Origin of the sequence: Microbacterium sp. MMO-56 (assembly GCF_037146215.1) — a bacterium.
Taxonomy (GTDB): Bacteria; Actinomycetota; Actinomycetes; order Actinomycetales; family Microbacteriaceae; genus Microbacterium.
This window is the reverse complement of sequence record NZ_JBBCVW010000008.1, coordinates 19,709-37,054: the sequence shown is the minus strand read 5'-3', so window position 1 is coordinate 37,054 and position 17,346 is coordinate 19,709. Positions and strand designations below refer to the sequence as shown.

13 protein-coding genes are annotated in these 17,346 nt (G+C 73.7%); 7 read left to right on the top strand and 6 right to left on the bottom strand.

Annotated features, from left to right (window positions below; genetic code table 11):
• Nucleotides 1–31: 31 nt before the first annotated feature.
• Complete coding sequence (locus WFI00_RS09020; protein ID WP_336632918.1) at nt 32–556, bottom strand: hypothetical protein; 525 nt, start codon at nt 554–556, stop codon at nt 32–34.
• Between the two features lie 258 nt (nt 557–814).
• A complete protein-coding gene (proC, locus tag WFI00_RS09015) occupies nt 815–1,648 on the bottom strand; it encodes a pyrroline-5-carboxylate reductase (protein WP_336632919.1) in 834 nt (277 codons plus the stop codon).
• 113 nt (nt 1,649–1,761) lie between these two features.
• On the opposite strand from proC, the gene WFI00_RS09010 reads away from it, so the two are divergent.
• From WFI00_RS09010 to upp, 3 genes are all read left to right on the top strand, one after another.
• Nucleotides 1,762–2,874 carry an alpha/beta hydrolase gene (locus tag WFI00_RS09010; protein ID WP_336632920.1) on the top strand — a complete coding sequence of 371 codons (1,113 nt, stop codon included), beginning with the start codon at nt 1,762–1,764 and terminating at the stop codon, nt 2,872–2,874.
• Nucleotides 2,875–2,938: 64 nt separating this feature from the next.
• A complete protein-coding gene (locus WFI00_RS09005) occupies nt 2,939–3,370 on the top strand; it encodes a nucleoside deaminase (RefSeq protein ID WP_336632952.1) in 432 nt (143 codons plus the stop codon).
• A gap of 46 nt (nt 3,371–3,416) precedes the next feature.
• The gene (upp, locus tag WFI00_RS09000; RefSeq protein WP_336632921.1) at nt 3,417–4,049 is read left to right on the top strand and encodes a uracil phosphoribosyltransferase; all 633 of its coding nucleotides are present in this window, start codon (nt 3,417–3,419) and stop codon (nt 4,047–4,049) included.
• 24 nt (nt 4,050–4,073) lie between these two features.
• Here the strand turns inward: upp and WFI00_RS08995 are convergent, their stop codons facing one another.
• Nucleotides 4,074–7,619: a TM0106 family RecB-like putative nuclease gene (locus WFI00_RS08995; protein WP_336632922.1), complete on the bottom strand. Its 3,546-nt coding sequence runs from the start codon at nt 7,617–7,619 to the stop codon at nt 4,074–4,076.
• A 91-nt stretch (nt 7,620–7,710) separates the two neighbouring features.
• On the opposite strand from WFI00_RS08995, the gene WFI00_RS08990 reads away from it, so the two are divergent.
• On the top strand, nt 7,711–9,792 hold the full coding sequence (locus WFI00_RS08990; RefSeq protein ID WP_336632923.1) for an NAD(+) synthase: 2,082 nt from the start codon (nt 7,711–7,713) through the stop codon (nt 9,790–9,792).
• Nucleotides 9,793–9,801: 9 nt separating this feature from the next.
• Here WFI00_RS08990 and WFI00_RS08985 read toward each other — a convergent pair whose 3' ends face one another.
• The gene (locus WFI00_RS08985; RefSeq protein ID WP_336632924.1) at nt 9,802–10,389 is read right to left on the bottom strand and encodes a hypothetical protein; all 588 of its coding nucleotides are present in this window, start codon (nt 10,387–10,389) and stop codon (nt 9,802–9,804) included.
• A 129-nt stretch (nt 10,390–10,518) separates the two neighbouring features.
• Between WFI00_RS08985 and WFI00_RS08980 the strand changes: the two genes are divergently transcribed.
• Genes WFI00_RS08980 through WFI00_RS08970 form a run of 3 tightly spaced genes read left to right on the top strand, consistent with a single transcriptional unit; the run spans nt 10,519 to nt 13,138 of the window.
• On the top strand, nt 10,519–11,073 hold the full coding sequence (locus tag WFI00_RS08980; protein WP_336632925.1) for a nucleosidase: 555 nt from the start codon (nt 10,519–10,521) through the stop codon (nt 11,071–11,073).
• 52 nt (nt 11,074–11,125) lie between these two features.
• A complete protein-coding gene (locus WFI00_RS08975; RefSeq protein WP_336632926.1) occupies nt 11,126–12,079 on the top strand; it encodes a hypothetical protein in 954 nt (317 codons plus the stop codon).
• Between the two features lie 45 nt (nt 12,080–12,124).
• Nucleotides 12,125–13,138: an FUSC family protein gene (locus WFI00_RS08970; protein WP_336632927.1), complete on the top strand. Its 1,014-nt coding sequence runs from the start codon at nt 12,125–12,127 to the stop codon at nt 13,136–13,138.
• Nucleotides 13,139–13,163: 25 nt separating this feature from the next.
• On the opposite strand, the gene WFI00_RS08965 is transcribed toward WFI00_RS08970, so the two are convergent.
• Together WFI00_RS08965 and WFI00_RS08960 are read right to left on the bottom strand one after the other, a co-directional pair.
• Nucleotides 13,164–16,163 (bottom strand): SMC family ATPase, encoded by a 3,000-nt coding sequence (locus WFI00_RS08965; protein WP_336632928.1) that lies wholly within the window; start codon nt 16,161–16,163, stop codon nt 13,164–13,166.
• The gene (locus tag WFI00_RS08960; RefSeq protein WP_336632929.1) at nt 16,160–17,323 is read right to left on the bottom strand and encodes an exonuclease SbcCD subunit D; all 1,164 of its coding nucleotides are present in this window, start codon (nt 17,321–17,323) and stop codon (nt 16,160–16,162) included. The genes WFI00_RS08965 and WFI00_RS08960 overlap by 4 nt, the downstream gene beginning before the upstream one ends.
• Nucleotides 17,324–17,346: the final 23 nt, after the last annotated feature.

Genomic DNA, 17,346 nt, shown 5'->3' with positions numbered 1-17,346 from the left:
CGATATCCACGTCTTCGACGAGGAACGCACCTCATCCCGCCGCTTCGGCGACGTCTGCGTACACACGAGCAGCGACCCGCGCGAGCGGGTCCGGATCGCCGGCATCCCCGTCACCTCCCTGCTCGACACGGTCGTCGACCTGTGCCGCGTGCTTCCTCCCGCCCCGGCGCTCGCGGTCGCGGATGCCGCCCTGTCGACGGCCCAGGGCGGCACGCTCGACCTCGACGGCGTGCGCACCCGCGCGGCCGGTCAGGTCTCGCGTCGGGGCATGGCGAGGCTCGCCTGGATCTGGTCGCGCGCGGACGGCCGCGCGGAATCGCCCGGTGAGAGCGTCAGCCGCGCGGTGATCGCGTGGTGCGGCTTCGAGGACCCGGTCCTGCAGGCGGAGTTCGCATACGAAGGGGCTGACGACCGGGTCGACTTCCTGTTCCCGTCGTGTCGCGCAATCGGTGAGAGCGACGGGTGGGGCAAGTACGAGCTGCACGACGCCCGGCGCGCCGAACAGCGTCTGCGCGACGAGAAGCGGCGCGAGGACCGGCTGCGGCGGGCCGGGCATCCGTTCGCCCGATGGGACCTCGCGGATGCGTTCCGCGTCGCCCCTCTCGCCACCGCCCTGCACCGCGCCTCCGTCCCCCTCGTGCGCCCCGTGACCGCGCCGCCCTGTCCACGCTCTCCCGCACCCCGCGCGCACTCCCCCTCTCCCGCACCCGGTGAGAAACCATCGCGACCGCGAGAAACACGCGCGGGCGTGGTTTCTCGCGCGCGAAGGTGTTTCTCGCGGGCGCGCGGCGCGGGCGCGGCGGGAGAGGGGGGGTCAGGCGCCGGAGGCCAGCTCGCGGGCGCGGGCGAGGGCGGCGTCGGTCGCCTCGGCGAAGATGCCCGAGAGGTTGGCGCCCTGGAGCACCGCGACGGCGCGCTCGGTCGTGCCCTTGGGGCTCGTCACGCGGCGGCGCAGCTCTGCGGGATCCTCACCCGTGGCATCCAGCAGCGCCGCGGCGCCGATGAAGGTCTGCTCGGCCATGAGGCGCGCGTCCTCGTCGGAGAATCCCTTGCCGCGCGCGGCCTCGGTGAGCTCCTCGATGAGCAGGAAGACGTACGCGGGGCCCGAGCCCGAGATCGTCGACAGGGCGTCGATCTGCGTCTCGGGGACGTCGATCACGACACCGCACGTCTCGAAGAGCTCCCGCACGAGCGCGACGTCGGCGGCGGATGCGGCGGCGCCGGCGGACAGTCCGGTGACAGCCTTGCCGACCACGGCGGGAGTGTTCGGCATCGCCCGGACCACGGGGATGCCCTCACCGACGATCTCCTCGAAGGTCGCGATCGTCACGCCCGCTGCGAGGCTCACCACGATCGTCCCCGGCCGCAGCACGGGGGCGATCTCGCGCAGGAGGTCGGGCACCATCAGCGGCTTGACGCCGACCAGGACGATGTCGGCCTCCGCGGCGACGGCCGCGTTGGCCCCGGGGTCGTCGGCGAGGGCGTGGCTCGTGACGCCCGGCAGGTCGGCGAGATCGGCCGCCTTCGCCGCGGACCGATTGGTCACGCTCACGCGGGGGGCGAGGCCCGATCCGACCAGTCCGTGCAGGATCGCACCCCCCATCGAGCCGGCACCGAGGATCGCGATCGAGGGGAGAGGGCGGGGCATGGCTCCATCCTAGGGATGCCTCGTCCGGGCGGTCGCGGATCGTCCACCTGAGAGCCCGTTCGGACACCTGAAATCCTATTCAGGTTCATCGAAGGCGGGGGTAGGATGCGGGCATGACCCTCCTGGACGGCATCGCCTCGCGCCTCATCGACACCGACCGGCTGACCGTGAACATCCTCGAGCGGGTCGCCGACGACCCGTCGACCGCCGCCGATCAGACGATCGTCCTCGTCCACGGGAACGTCTCGTCGAGCCTGTTCTGGCAGGAGCTCATGCAGGACCTTCCGGGAGATCTGCGTGTGATCGCGATCGACCTCCGCGGCTTCGGCGGCACGGAGAGCCTTCCCGTCGACGCGACCCGCGGGGTCCGCGACTTCAGCGACGACGTGCACGCGACCCTCCGCGCCCTGGGGCTCGAGACCGCGCATCTCGTCGGGTGGTCGATGGGCGGCGGCGTCGTCATGCAGTACGCGATCGATCACCCGGTCCTCTCCCTGACGCTGCAGGCGCCCGTCTCGCCCTACGGATTCGGCGGCACCCGTCGCGACGGCTCCCGCCTGACCGCCGACGACGCGGGGTGCGGCGGGGGCGCGGCGAACCCCGACTTCGTGCAGCGGCTCACCGACCGCGACATGGGCGAGGACGCCCCGACGTCGCCGCGCAGCGTCTTCCGCTCGGGCTACGTCGCCCCCGGCTACGCCAGCGAGCACGAGGACATCTGGATCGAGTCGATGAACACCACGTCGACGGCGACCGGCAACTACCCCGGCGACTCCGTCGCGAGCGAGAACTGGCCGGGGTTCGGGGTGGGCGCCGTCGGCGTGCTCAACACGATGGCGCCCCGGTACTTCGACACCTCGGGCATCGTCGACGTGGCGATCAAGCCCCCGGTCCTCTGGGTGCGCGGATCGGCGGACGCCATCGTGTCCGACACCTCCTTCTTCGACCTCAACCACCTGGGCGCCCTCGGCGTGATCCCGGGATGGCCCGGCGAAGACGCCGCACCGGCGCAGGAGATGGTGTCGCAGACCCGCGACGTGCTGGATGCCTACGCGGCGGCCGGCGGGACGGTGCGGGAGGTCGTGCTCGAGGGCGTCGGCCACTCCCCCCACCTGGAGCGGCCGGCCGAGTTCCGCCGCGCGCTGCTCGAGGTCGTCGGCTACATCGGGCACCCCGCCGACCCGGCGCCCCCGACCGAGGCGATCATCCTGAGCTCCTCGGACTGAGCTTCCCGATGACCTCTACGCTGTCTGCGTGACCCTTCCCGTGCGCCCGGCCGACGACGGCGCGATGGCGCGCGCCCTCGTGCTCGCGGCGGAGGCCGCGGCGTCCGGCGAGATCCCCGTCGGTGCGGTCGTGTCGGACGCCGACGGCGCCGTCCTCGGCGAGGGGCGCAACCTCCGCGAGGAGACCGGCGACCCCACCGCCCACGCCGAGATCGTCGCGCTGCGTGCCGCGGCGCGCGCGATCGGCTCGTGGAACCTCGAGGGGGCCACGATCACGGTGACGCTCGAGCCCTGCCTCATGTGCGCGGGGGCGATCCTCCAGGCGCGCGTCGGACGGGTGGTGTTCGGCGCCTGGGACGAGAAGGCCGGCGCCGCCGGGTCGGTGTACGACGTGCTGCGCGACCGGCGCCTCCCCGTGCGCGCCGAGGTCGTCGGCGGCGTCCGGGATGCCGCCGCCCGCCGACTGCTCGGCGACTTCTTCGACGCGCGGCGGTGACGCGCCGGGCCCGCGTGCACGGTTCCAGCCGCGTAGGCTGATCACCATGCGCGTGCACGTGGCCGACCACCCCCTCATCACCCACAAGCTGACGGTGCTGCGCGACCAGCGCACCCCCTCGCCGGTGTTCCGCCAGCTGACGGAGGAGCTCGTCACCCTCCTCGCCTACGAGGCGACCCGCGCGGTGCGCGTCGAAGAGGTCGAGATCCAGACTCCGGTGACCACGACGACGGGTGTGCGCATCGGCGAGCCCCGCCCCCTGGTCGTGCCGATCCTCCGCGCCGGCCTCGGCATGCTCGACGGCATGGTCAAGCTCCTGCCGACGGCGGAGGTCGGCTTCCTCGGCATGGCGCGCAACGAGGAGACCCTGCAGCCGTACACCTACGCAGAGCGCCTCCCCGAGGACCTGAGCGACCGCCAGTGCTTCGTCCTGGATCCGATGCTCGCCACCGGCGGCTCCCTGGGCGCCGCCATCGACTTCCTCTTCGCCCGCGGCGCGCAGGACGTCACCGCGATCTGCATCCTCGGCGCCCCCGAGGGCGTGGCGAAGATCGAGGAGCAGGTGGGCGACCGCGACGTGACCCTCGTACTCGGAGCTCTGGATGAGCGGCTGAACGACAAGGGATACATCGTCCCTGGCCTCGGCGACGCCGGCGACCGCCTCTACGGCACGGTCTGAGCTCGGCCCGCACCGGCCACCGCCTCACGCCGCCCCGACCAGCCGGGCGAAGGCGCTGAGGCGGGCCACGCCCTCCGGTGTGCGGGGCAGATCGTCGAGCAGTCCCGTCCCGTACACGATGACGGCGGTGTGCTGGGCGCGCGAGACTGCGACGTTCAGGCGGTTCTGCAGCAGCAGGAACTCGAGGCCGCGCGGAGCATCCCGCCCCGACGACGCGGCGAGCGAGACGATCGCCACCGCCGCCTCCTGCCCCTGGAACTTGTCGACGGTGCCGACGGGAACCTCGCCGAATCCCGCCTCGGCCAACGCCTCCTCCACGAGCACCTGCTGCGCGTTGTAGGGCGTCACGACGATCAGGTCGCGAGGGGCCAACGGGCGGGGCGCGGCCCCGTCGTCCGGCATCCACTCCCGCCCGACGAGGTCCGCGACCAGCCCGACGACGGCCGTCGCCTCCTCCGGCGAGGCGGTCGCGTTCCCCGTGTGGGCGAGCGGCACCGTCACCACCCCGGGAGAGATCCCCGCGAGCCGGCGCCCCGAGGTCGACGGGTGCGCGGCCAGGCGCCCCTCGTAGGAGAGCTCGGAGACCGGCGCGGCGACCTCCGGACGCATGCGCCGCGTGCGGGCGAGGAAGTACCCGCGATCATCGGGGATGACCGCGGCGCCGTCCATCACCCAGCCGAGCGCCGAGGTGTCGATCGGCTCGGGGTGCGTCCCCTGGCTCACCTGCGGAAGCTGCTGCGGGTCGCCCAGCAGCAGCAGGCGCCGGGCGGCGACGGAGACCGCGATCGTCGAGGCGAGGGAGAACTGACCCGCCTCGTCGATGACGAGGAGGTCCAGGCTCCCCCGCGGCACGCGGCCGCCGTGGCTGAGGTCCCATGCCGTCCCCCCGATGACGAACCCCTCGGGGTGCTCGGCGGCGAACGCGGCGTAGCCGTCCTTCGCGATCGGCGTGAACGACGGCTCGGCCTCCCCCGTCGCCTTGAGCGCCTTCGCGACGCGGCCCCGCGGCACCCCGGCGGCGACGATCCGGTCGAGCATGTTCTCCACCACGGCGTGCGACTGCGCGACGACGCCCACCCGGAAACCGCGCTCGGCGACCAACCGCGCGACCACGTGCGAGCCCACGTAGGTCTTCCCCGTCCCCGGGGGGCCCTGCACGGCGAGGTAGCTGTGGTCCAGGTCGTCGACCGAGCGGAGGATGTCCTCCACGTCGTCGGCGCCCGAGCGCGCCAGCCGGCCCGAGCGGGTGCGCGGAGGGCGACGCAGGAGCAGGTCGGTCGCGGCGTCGCGCGGGAAGCCGTCCGACCCCGTCGGCGCCGCGGCGAGCACGGTGTCCGCCCACTCGTCGATCGCCGCCTGCTGGCTGCCCGCCCGCGGCGGAGCCGGGGGCGTCGAGGCGATCGGGAGCTCCTGCCAGGTATGGCCGCCCACCGAGGTCTCCTCGACGATCATGCCGTCGTCGAGGACGTCGGCGATGCGCACCGCCCGCGCCGCATGGATCCACCGCGGGCTCGTCTCGAGCGGGAAGGGCACCGGCAGCTCGTACAGGAGGAAGGCCGATCCGTCGCGCGTCAGCTTCGTGCCCGGAGCCAGGTCCCCGCGGAGCTCGACCACCCGTCTGGGCGCGCGCGCCCCCTCGGGGATGTGCCAGTCGGTGAGCACGCGGCACCGGTCGTGGTCGAACACGACGACGTCTCGGGTGTCCTCCCAGATCGAGACGGGTTCGCGCAGCCGCAGGAAGTGCGTCGCCCAGAACGTCTTGGCTTCGCGCGGATAGTAGTCGATCGCGGCGGCGGCGAGCCTGAGTGCGACGACGGCGGCCTCGTCGGGCATCGCCGCGGCGGCGGACTCCGCGAGCCGCCGCAGCGCATCCGCCCGCGGGGACGGTTCGTACGGACGCTCCGCGGAGTCGATGTCGGCGGAGGGCCGCAATCCCGCCTCGCGTGCGCGCTCGACGAGCCAGTCCCGCAGCCGCCTCGTCGACACGCAGTCGTAGCGGTTGTAGTCGGCCAGATCGGCGAGGACGGCGGCCCCGGCGTCGGCGTCGCCGGCCTCGATCAGCGCGCGCGCCTCCACGTACTTGACGATCGAGTCGTCTCCGCGCTGCACATCGCTCGTGCGCACCTCGTCGCCCATGTACAGGGGCTCGAGCTTCTTGATGGAGTAGGAGCGCGATCCGACCCGCAGCGAGCGGCGGACGATCGGATAGAGGTCGACGAACACGCCGTCGCGCAGGAGGGCGTCCACCTCGGCTTCGCGCACGCCGTAGGACGCGGCCATCGCCAGCAGGTGGGTCGTCTCGTACGGGGCGTAGTGGTAGATGTGCATGCCGGGGTGGGTCCGCCGTCGCAGCGCGATCAGATCGAGGAAGGTCTCGAACGCCTCGCGCTCCTCCGCGTGACTGTGCGCCCACAGCGCCGTGTACTCCTCGCGGTCGTCCACCCATCCGAACAGGTAGTCGATGCCCCACTGCGGCCGTCCCCCGGGCCGCGGGGCCTCGGTGTACAGCGGGTCGCCCTCGAAGTCGAAGAAGATGTCGCCGCGATCGGGGCGCGGCAGCGCGCCGATCGCCTTCGGGAAGACGACGTCGTAGGTCGGCACGGGCGGATGCGATGCGTCCGCCCCGTCGGCGACCGCGAGCTCGACCCCGCCGGCCGGGCTCTCGCGCTGCAGCCGAGCCTGGGTGCGCAGGCCCGTGAACGTGTCCCAGGACATGCGCGGGGGTGCCTCGCGTGCGGCGGCGAGATCGTCGATGGTGCGGATGCCGGCGGCGCGCAGGCGGTCCCGCTGCACCGGCCGCATCCCCGCCACCAGCAGCAGGTCGCGGTGGGCGACGACCTCGGCGTCGCACGTGGCGCAGCGCCCGCACGCCACGACCCGCAGCGCCCCGCGATCGTCCCCCCACGCGAGGGCGGCGCCCCGGTCACCCGCGCTCAGATCGCGATCCGCCACGAGGGCGCGCAGACGCTCCCGGCGCAGCGCGAACACCGGCATGAGGTCCCGGACCTCGTGGGCGGAGGTCGTGCCGTCGCCGAGAAGCAGCTCGACCCGATCGCTGCGGGCGGCGCCGACCCGGTCGAGCTGGTCGGCGTATGCCGCCAACTGCATGAGAGCCGTCACACGGGCGTGGCGCGCCAGCTTGGTGTCCTGCACCACCCATCGCCCGTCGTCGCCCTCGTCGCGCACGAGGAAGTCGGCGAACCCGACGAACTCGTCGGTCGCGAACACCGCCTGATAGATGACGGCGACGCCGGGGTCGGCGAGGGCGTCCGCGGTCGCGGCCGTCGCCGCCGCGATGCCGTCGACGTCCGATGACCGGGTCTCGGGCAGCTCGACGACGCGTCCGGGATACTGCGCACGGTACTGCTCGAGCTGGCGCAGCTCGTGCTGCGTGCCCAGTCGGCCGGCCCGCTCGAGGGTGAGATCCTCGGGTTCCTCGACGGCCGCGATCCGCCCGAGCTTCGCGTCGATCGCGCGCAGCCACGCGAACTCGCACTCGGCCGCCGCCTTCAGGTCGCTGGCGCTCCAGACGATCCGGGCGCCGCCGGCGCCCCCCTCGATGATTCGCATGTCACCCTTCCGCCTTCGACGTTAGCCGGGTGGACCGACATCGCGCCGCCTCCCCCGACCGGCACGGCCCGTCACCTGACAGACTGGGGACGTGATCGAGAGCCTGCCGTTCGAGAGCGTCTACCGGCACGGGTTCGCGCGCGTCGCCGCGTGCACCGTCCCCGTGTCCGTCGCCGATCCCGCCGCCAACGCGGCCGCCGTCGTCGCCGCGGCGCAGGAGGCGCACGACGCGGGCGCGGCGGTCGCGCTCTTCCCCGAGCTGTGCCTGTCCGGCTATGCGATCGACGACCTGGTCATGCAGGACGCCGTCCTGGATGCCGTCCGTGCGGCGATCGACACCGTCGTGGCCGCGTCCCGCACGCTCCGACCGCTTCTCGTGGTGGGCGCGCCGCTGCTGATCGGCGCGCGCCTGTACAACTGCGCCGTGGTGATCCATCGCGGCCGGGTGCGGGGCGTCGCGCCGAAGAGCCATCTGCCCACCTATCGCGAGTTCTACGAGGCGCGCTGGTACGCGCGCGGGGCATCGGCACCGCGGACGGCCCTCGTCGCCGGCGACGAGGTGCCGGTCGGGACGGACCTCCTCTTCGAGGCCACCGACGTGCCGGGGCTCGTCGTGCACGCCGAGGTCTGCGAGGACATGTGGGTCCCCGTGCCGCCCTCGTCGACGGCTGCTCTCGCGGGCGCGACGGTCCTGCTGAACCTGTCGGGCAGTCCGATCACCGTCGCCCGCGCCGAGGACCGGCACCTGCTCGCGAAGTCGCAGTCGTTCCGCTGCCTCGCCGCCTACGCGTACGCCGCGGCGGGTCTGGGCGAGTCGACCAACGACGTCTCCTGGGACGGGCAGACCATGGTCTACGAGGCCGGGACGCTCCTCGCCGAGACGGAGCGGTTCCCCGACGGCCCCCGCACGGCGCTGGCCGACGTCGACCTCGACCGGCTCCGCCAGGACCGCCTCCGCCAGGGCACGTTCGACGACAACCGGACCGACGCCGCGCCGGAGGGCCGCCGCATCCCGTTCACGCTCGGCCTCGACGCCGACGGGTTCGGCGCCGAGGTGCGGGGACTGCGTCGTCCGCTCGACCGCTTCCCCTTCGTGCCGGACGACCCCGCCCGGCTCGACCAGGACTGCTACGAGGCGTTCAGCATCCAGGTGTCGGGACTCGAGCAGCGGATGCGTGCGATCGGGGGTCCTCGCCCGGTGATCGGCGTCTCGGGGGGCCTGGACTCCACGCACGCCCTGCTCGTCGTCGCGCGCGCGATGGACCGGATGGGACGGCCGCGCAGCGACATCCTCGCGTACACGATGCCGGGGTTCGCGACGAGCGACCACACGAAGTCCAATGCGATCGCCCTCGCGGAGGCGATCGGCGCGACCATCGAGACCATCGACATCCGGCCGATGGCGCGCGAGCTGCTGACGGGGATCGGGCATCCGTTCGCCCAGGGCGAGCCGGTCTACGACGTCACGTTCGAGAACGTCCAGGCGGGGGCGCGCACGGACTTCCTGTTCCGCCTCGCCAATCAGAACGGCGGGTTCGTCGTGGGCACCTCCGATCTCTCCGAGCTCGCGCTCGGCTGGGCGACCTACGGCGTCGGAGACCAGATGAGCCACTACGCCGTCAACGCCGGCGTGCCCAAGACCCTCATCCAGCACCTCATCCGCTGGGTCATCGCGCACGCCGCGGACGACGCGGCCACGAGCCTGTCCGACGAGGCGAAGCAGGTGCTCCGGTCGGTGCTCGACACGGAGATCAGCCCCGAGCTCGTCCCCGCCGGTCAGGACGGCAAGGTCCAGTCCACCGAGGACACCATCGGCCCCTACGCCCTGCACGACTTCGCACTGTTCCACGTGCTGCGCTACGGCATGCGCCCGTCGAAGATCGCCTTCCTCGCCGAGCAGGCGTGGGCGGACGCCGAGGCGGGCGCATGGCCGCCCGGCTTCCCCGACGGCGACCGCTACGCCTACGACCGCACCACGATCGTGCGATGGCTGCGGGTGTTCCTCTCGCGGTACTTCGGATTCGCCCAGTTCAAGCGCACGGCCATCCCCAACGGTCCGAAGGTCCTGCCCGCGGGCGCGCTGTCGCCGCGGGGCGACTGGCGCGCGCCGTCCGACGGCAACGCCCGGGCGTGGCTCGCGGAGCTGGCGGCCGCGCTGCCCGAGGACGACTGACGCCGCGCGTCACTCCTCGGGGAGTCGGCCCACCGCGATCGTGATGACCCAGCCGTCGCGCGACGCGTCGGTCAGCTGGTACTTCATGTTGCGGTCGGGCACCCATCCCTTGTGACGGCCGCTGTCGAGGCGCACGTGGTCCGGGGGAACGCGCACGCCCCGGCCGTCGGCCTCGAGGACGGCCTGGACGCGGACCCAGTGGTCGAGGAGGTCGGCGACGTTCGTGCCGTCCACGAGGTGCGAGTGCTTCTGCATCTGCCGGACATCGGCGGGCTCGGGGTGCATGTCGCGGATGTCGATGCCGACCGGCAGGGCGGGGTCGCAGATCGCGACGACGGTCGCCGCGCGGTAGCTGGCGGTGACGATCGCGATCGGGAGCTCCACGCCGCCGCGCGAGGCGATCAGGCGCGTGTGGTAGCCGAAGCCGCGGGGCGCCTCGCGCTCGATGGCGACGTCCTTCGTCTCGCAGCCGAGCTTGGCGGCGATGAGCTCCTTGGCGATGATGCGGCGACGGTCGTGCACGCTCGTCCCCGGGTCCCAGCCCAGGCGAGCCGTGACGCCCGACGGGGCGTCCAGGAGAACCGTCTGCAATGTCATTGCCACTCCGTTCGTCGGCGCAGGGTACCGGTCGGATCCGGTGCACCTCATCATTGCGCACTCGCCCGCGGATCGCCCGCGGCCGCTCCGGGAGAAAGCGGGGACGCGAACGGATGCGAGAATCGGACGGTGAAACTCCTCGTCGCCGCCCTCGCCTCCGAACTGGTCGCCTTCGAAACCGACCTCGCCGGATTCGAACGGCTCGTCACCGGTCCGGGCAAACTGCAGGCCGCCTACGCGCTCACCCGCCGCCTCGACGAGGGCGGCATCGACGAGATCGTCGTCGTCGGCACCGCCGGGTCGCTGGACCCCGAGGTCACCGGCGTCCACGACATCTCCGGCGCGATCCAGCACGACGTCACCGATATCGACGGCATCGCGGGCCAGCACGTCTCGCTCCCGGCGCTGGTGACCACGGGGCGGGGCACCGCCACGATCGCCACCGGCGACCACTTCGTGGACGACGCCGAGGCGGTCGCCGCGATCCGCGCACTCGGGGCCACCCTCGTGGACATGGAGACCTACGCGTACATCTGGGTCGCGGAGCGCTTCGGGGTGCCCGTCACCGTGTTGAAGGCGGTCTCGGACAACGCCCAGGACGACGCGATCACCGACTGGCGCGAGACCGTCGCGGCGTGCAGCGCCGTCCTGCGCGAGGAGATCCGCGACCGCTACGGGGTCTGACCGGGGGCGCTCCGGGTCTGACCGGTCGTCATCGGACCGGGTAGCCTCGAGGGTGCCCGCGGCAGCCGTCGCGGCACGAACCGGAGGCCTCATGTCGACCACCCCGCCCCCCGTCCCGTCCGACCCCACGGACCCGGCGCGGGATGCCGAGCAGACCGAACGGATCACCCCCGCCGCCCCCGTTCCGCCGGCCTACGACGCGAACGCGCCCTACACCGCCCCGTCGGCTCCTCCGCAGTCGTCGCCCGACGCGCAGCCGACGCTGCCCTATGCGCCCCCTCCCGCCTACGGGGCGCCCGCGGGCCATCCCGCCGCCTACGCACCGCCGCCCGCCCCGGCGTCCGGACCGGACACCCGCCCGCGAGGCCTGGCGTGGACGGCCCTCATCCTCGCGATCGCGGGCACCGTCCTCTCCCTCACGGGCTTCCTGCCGGTGCCGTGGGTGGGGCTGATCCTCGTCTTCGTCGGCGGCTTCGTCCTCCTGGCGGCCTTCGTCGTCTCCCTCGTCGCACTCATCGCCAAGCGTCACGGCGGCACGGCGCTGAGCGTCACCGGTCTCGTCCTCTCGGTGCTCGGCGGGGTCGTCGGCGCGTTCGCGCTGATCGTCGCCGCGGTGTTCACGGGCCTGTCGGTGAGCGCAGCGACCAGCACGTCGGGTCTGCCCGCTCCGAGTGCGACCGCCCCGGTCGAGGACGGACCCGACAGCGACGACACGGATCTCGTCCCGCTCACGGGAGACGAGGCGGCGTTCATCGAGGAGGTCCGCCCGGCGGTGAACGAGATCATGGCCGAGATCGACCCGACGCTCACCCCCGAGGTCGTCGAGGCCAGCCTCCCGGACGAGACTCTCGTCGGCATCGGTCAGACCCTGCTCGCGACGGGCGACGAGGGCATCGACGCGTACGTGACGCAGATGCAGTCGAGCTTCGGCGAGACGGTCAGCACGGAGAGACTGCGCGAGCTGTTCGAGACGATCTACGACGCCGCGGAGGCCCACCTCGAGTGATCGGGCGCGACCGCGCGGGCGCAGGAGCGCGCGTAACGTGAAGGCATGAGCCTGTCGCTGCGCGCCGCCCGCCGCTCGCCTCTCCTGCAGGTGCTGAAGTCCGCGGTCGCCACGCTCGCCGCGTGGCTGATCGCCGGGTGGCTCGTGGACGGGCCGCCGCCGGTGTTCGCCGCGATCGCCGCGCTGCTGACGGTGCAGCCCAGCATCAGCGAGTCGTTCGGCCGCGGGGTCGAGCGCACGATCGGTGTCGTTGCGGGCGTGATCGTCGCCTCCGCGATCGGGATGCTCCTCGGCTCGCAGTTCTGGGGCGTCGCCCTCGCCGTCGTCTGCGCCCTGCTGGTCGCGTGGGCTCTGCGCGCGACGCCGGGGACGGCGAACCAGATGGCGATCAGCGCCATGCTGGTGCTCGCCCTCGGCACGGCGACGCCGGACTACGCCCTCGACCGCATCGTGGAGACCGTCATCGGCGCGGCCATCGGACTCGTCGTCAACGTCGCGCTCGTCCCTCCGCTGGCCCTCGAGCCCGCCCGCGCGCGGGTCACCGCCGCGATCGAGGAGACCGCGGCCGCTCTCGACCGCCTCGGCGACGCCCTGACGACCCCGCAGGATGCCGCATCGCTCGCGGATCTGCTCGCGCGGGCACGGGGACTGCGGAGCATGGTCGGGGCGGCGGAGGCCGCGATCGTCGATGCGCGCAGTTCGCTGATGCTCAACCCGCGGCGCCGCCGTCGCGCGGACGAGGTCTCGCGGCTGGAGGACGAGGTGCGCCGCCTGTCCGCGATCGCGACCCAGGTCATCGGGATGACGCGCGCCTTCACCGACGAGGAGGACGCCGCGATCGCGACGGACCCGCACGCCGCCGCCATCGCGGAGCAGCTGCACCGGGCGGCGCACGACCTCCGGCTCGGCCTCATCCGAGCGCACGAGCCGGCCGCCGAGCCGCCCGCCCTCACCCGTCCCCTGGAGATCGCCGCCGCGCCCCCCGCGCACTGGCTGCTGATCGGGTCGCTCCTGGTCGATCTGCGTCGCATCCACGACGGCCTCGCCGACGCCGCCTGACCGTGGCCGGCGGTCCGGACGGGCGTCAGGTCGAGACGGCCACGTCCTGGAGGATGATGCTCGGCCCCTCGGGCGTGGCCTCGACGACCAGCTGTGCGGGGAGCTGTTCCTTCATGGCCTCGACGTGGCTGATGACGCCGACGACACGACCGCCGGCGCGCAGTTCGTCGAGCGTGCGCATCGCGAGCTCGAGGGTCTCCGGATCCAGCGAGCCGAAGCCTTCGTCCACGAACAGGGTGTCGAGCCGGATGCCCCCCGCTCGGGAGGTCACCACCTCGCCGAGACCGAGGGCCAGGGCGAGCGACGCCAGGAACGTCTCTCCGCCCGAGAGCGACTGGGGACTGCGCAGTCGCCCCGTGTGCGCGTCGAGGACCTCGATGCCGAGCCCCGACGCACGCCCCCGCGCCGCCCGCGCATCGCTGTGCCGCAGCGTGTAGCGACCCGACGACATCTCGGACAGGCGCAGGTTGGCCGCCACCACGATCTCCTCGAGCTCGGCGGCCAGGACGAACGTCTCGAGGTCCATCTTCATCGTGTTCGGGGCGCGACCGGCGACGGTGTCGGCCAGGCGGGTGATGACGGCGGTGTCGTCGGCGAGATCCTCGACGCCGGCGAAGGCGGCATCCGCCTGCTGCACGAGATCGCGGATTCGCCGGGCGGCGATCTCGGCGTCGCGCAGATCCGCGATGGCGGCCGACCGGCGCTGGTCGGCGTGCTCCGCGGCCTCGGCCGAGGCCGCGAGCTCGTCGTCGGTCACCTCCTCGCCGAGGACGGCGAGCTCGAGGTCGAGCAGCCGTGACCTCGTGGCGGCGAGGTCGGCGTCGTACGCCGCGATCAGGGTGTCGAGCTCGCCGAGGGCCGCGTCGGTGAGCAGCGCGGCGCGCGCCTCGTCGAGGGCGTCGAACGGGCTCACGGCCAGACGCTCGTCGAGGTCGGCCCGAGCCGCGTCCCGCGCGCCCTCGCACTCGCGGAGCCGGTCCCGGGCATCCCGCAGACGGCGGGCGCGCTCGCGCTCCGCCTCACCCGCGGCGATCCGCGCGGCGACGCTCGAGAATCCGGCGCGCGCGTCGTCGATGACGACCTCGGCGCGCTCCTCCTCCGCGCGCAGCGCGGCCAGGTCCTCGGCGAGTGCGGCGCGGCGATCACGCAGTGCCGCGAGGTCCGCCTGGGCCTCGACGGCGGCGCGGTCGAGCTCGGCACGTGCGGCCTGCAGCCGATCCACGTCGCGCGCTGCGCCCTCGGCGGCCTCGGTCTCGGCGTGCAGCCGGGCGAGTGCCGCGTCGGCAGTGTCGGCGTCCTGTCCCGCCGCACGGGAGAGCGCCTCCGTCCGTCGCTCGCGCGCGTCCCGAGCCGCGTCGGCGGCGGCGGACGCGGCGCGCGCCGTGCGATCGCGCACGGCCTCCGCTCCCGCGAGGTCGGCGTCCGTCACGGGCTCGGCGGTCGGCGACGCGGGCTGCGGGTGGGCGAGCGAACCGCACACCGCGCACGGCTCGCCGTCGGCGAGTGCGGCCGACAGCTCACCGGCGTAGCCGTCGAGGCGTCGCTGCAGAAGGCGGGTCACCTCCGCCGCGGCGGAGGCCGCCGCCTCGCTCGCGGCGAGATGCGCGGCCTCGGCGTCCGCGTGGGTCCGCGTCCAGACGATCGCCTCCTGAGCGGCCTCGCGCTGCACGGACAGTTCCGCCGTCCGGCGCCGCAGGTCGTCGAGGCGGGCGGCGACGGTGCGTGCCTCGCCGATCAGGGTGTCGAGCGTGGCGCGCTCGGCGGGGATCCCCGCCGCCCGCGCCTCGAGGCCGGCGATGGTCGCGTCGGCCTCGGCGTGCGACCGCTCGACGGAGCGACGTCGCTCCCGCCGCTCGTCCCGCACGCGCTCGAGTTCCGCCGCGTCCGCCGCCCGCGCCAGGTCGGCCGACAGCTGCTCGATCCGCCCGGTCGCGTCGACCGAGGCCGCACCGCCCGCCTCGACCCACACCGACATCGCGGCATCGGCCGCCGCCGTGGCGTCCTGAGCGGCCGCCGCCGCGCGATCCGCACCCTCGATCGGCGCGCGCAGCAGCCCCGCGGCGCGGGCGAGATCGCGACGCTCGCGCTCGGCGTCGATCTCCGGCGCCCGCGCCTCGAGCTGCGCGAGACGCTCCCGCGCACGGGCGCGCTCCCGGCCCCGTTGGGCGCGGTCGGCGAGCGCGGCGTGTGCGGCCGCGGCGGCGCGGTGGGCGAGGTCGGCCTGCTCCCGCTCGGTGATCGCCTGCTCGACGCGGTAGTCGGAACGTGCCGTCGCGGCGAGCAGAGCGCTCCGACGCGCGCCGACGTCGCCGGTCGCGGACCGGGCGTCGTCGGAGGGGTGCCCATCGGCGTACGCATCGGCGACGGCCCGCTCGGCGACCTCGAGCAGGGTGCGGGCGTGCTCCGAGGCCGCGTCGAGCCGCTTCTGCCCGTCGCGACGCCGCTGCTCCAGCTCATCGCGATACTGCTCGAACCGACGCGTCCCGAACAACGCACGCAGCAGGCCCTGCCGCTCGTCGCCGGGCGCGAGCAGGAACCGGGAGAACTTGTTCTGCGCGAGCAGGATCACCTGCTGGAACTGCTGGGCACCCAGACCCAGCAGCTCGCCGAGCGCGAGACCGACGTCGCGCGGGCCGGCAGCCCGGCCCACCCAGCCGTCACCGACCCGCTCCTCCAGTTCGGCACGTGCCGGCTCGGTCGTGAGGCCTCCTCCGCGCTTGGCCGGGCGGTCGTAATCGGGCGCGCGCGTCACCCGCCACCGCGTGTCGCCGACCGTGAACTCGAGACGCACCTCGGTCGGATCCGTCAGGGCGCTGTGGTCGCTGCGCAGGCGCCGGTCGGCGCCGTCGTAGCGGGGGACGGTGCCGTACAGGGCGAAGCTCACCCCGTCCAGGATGCTCGACTTCCCCGCACCGGTGCGTCCGGTGATGAGGAAGAGGCCGTCGTCCGCGAAGGCGTCGAAATCGACCCGCTGCGTCTGCCGGAACGGCCCGAACCCGGTCAGCTCCAGGGAATGCAGCCTCATGCGCGGGCCTCGGCGCGCGTCCGCTCGTCGAACACGTCGCGCAGCGCCTCCGCCTCCTGCTCGCTCGCGCCTTCGCCGTCGCGCACGTGCACCAGGAAGGCGTCGACGAGCTCACGGTCGCTGCGCGCCGCCCGGACCCGTTGCGCGTAGGTCTTCGTGTCGCCCGAGCGCTCGACGAGCGGCGCGTGGACGACTTTCGCGCAGTGCGGGAAGCGCTCCTGCAGACGCCGGAGCGGATCGGCCTGCGGCAACGCGTCCGTGTACTCGACGCACACCCACGCGTCCTGCGCGGACGCGAGGTCGGGATCGACGAGCAGGTCCTCGAACGGCCCGCGGAGCGTCACGAGCCGGCGCGGCACGGGAAGCTCGAGCCACTGCGCGCCCGCGAAGCCCGTGGCATCCAGGTCGACGAGCCATGCGCCGCGCGGCTTGTCCCCCTCGCCGAAGGAGTAGTGCAGCGGAGCGCCGGCGTAGCGCACCGCGGGCGCCAGCTGCTGGCGCCCGTGGATGTGCCCCAGCGCCATGTAGTCGACGCCGGCGAAGGCCGACAGCGGAACGACGTCGAGACCGCCCTGCTGGATGTCGCGCTCGAGGTGCGGGGTCGGCTCGACGCCCGCGGCGAAGCAGTGCGCGATCGCGACGGAGCGCGCCCCGGGGTCGTCCGCCGCGCGCTCCGCGAGATCGGCGCGGACGAGGCCCATCGCGTGCGCGAGGACGTCCGCCTGCGACCGCGCACCGGTCCACACGTGGCGCAGCAGCGCCGGCTCGAGGAACGGGATGCCGTAGATGTGGACCGGCCCGTGCACGTCGCGCACCGTGATCGGCGTCGCGAGCCGGGCGGGATCCGTCAGGACGTGGATGCCCTCGCGCAGGAGCCCCGCCTGGAAGCCCAGACGCGCCGCGGAGTCGTGGTTGCCGCTGGTGACGATCACCTCGGCCCCGGTGTCGGCGAGCGCGCGCAGGGTGTCGGAGAGCAGGGTGTAGCAGGCGGCCGCGGGCGTCGCGGAGTCGAAGACGTCGCCCGCGACGATCACGACGTCGACGTCGTGATCGCGCACCTGGTCGGTGAGCTCCTCCAGCACGCCGCGCAGCGCCTCGAGCGTGGAATGACCGTGGAAGGTCCGCCCGATGTGCCAGTCGGAGGTGTGCAGGATGCGCATGTGTCCACGGTAGGCGGGGCCGC

Coding starts and splice junctions, on each gene's coding strand:
- WFI00_RS08965 (WP_336632928.1), bottom strand. CDS start 16,163: ATGAGGCTGCATTCCCTGGAGCTGACCGGGTTCGGGCCGTTCCGGCAG.
- WFI00_RS08960 (WP_336632929.1), bottom strand. CDS start 17,323: ATGCGCATCCTGCACACCTCCGACTGGCACATCGGGCGGACCTTCCAC.
- proC (WP_336632919.1), bottom strand. CDS start 1,648: ATGCCCCGCCCTCTCCCCTCGATCGCGATCCTCGGTGCCGGCTCGATG.
- WFI00_RS08970 (WP_336632927.1), top strand. CDS start 12,125: ATGAGCCTGTCGCTGCGCGCCGCCCGCCGCTCGCCTCTCCTGCAGGTG.
- WFI00_RS09020 (WP_336632918.1), bottom strand. CDS start 556: ATGCCCGGCCCGCCGCAGCCGGTCCTCGCGCCGCTTCTCGTCGCGCAG.
- WFI00_RS08995 (WP_336632922.1), bottom strand. CDS start 7,619: ATGCGAATCATCGAGGGGGGCGCCGGCGGCGCCCGGATCGTCTGGAGC.
- WFI00_RS09005 (WP_336632952.1), top strand. CDS start 2,939: ATGGCGCGCGCCCTCGTGCTCGCGGCGGAGGCCGCGGCGTCCGGCGAG.
- upp (WP_336632921.1), top strand. CDS start 3,417: ATGCGCGTGCACGTGGCCGACCACCCCCTCATCACCCACAAGCTGACG.
- WFI00_RS08985 (WP_336632924.1), bottom strand. CDS start 10,389: ATGACATTGCAGACGGTTCTCCTGGACGCCCCGTCGGGCGTCACGGCT.
- WFI00_RS09010 (WP_336632920.1), top strand. CDS start 1,762: ATGACCCTCCTGGACGGCATCGCCTCGCGCCTCATCGACACCGACCGG.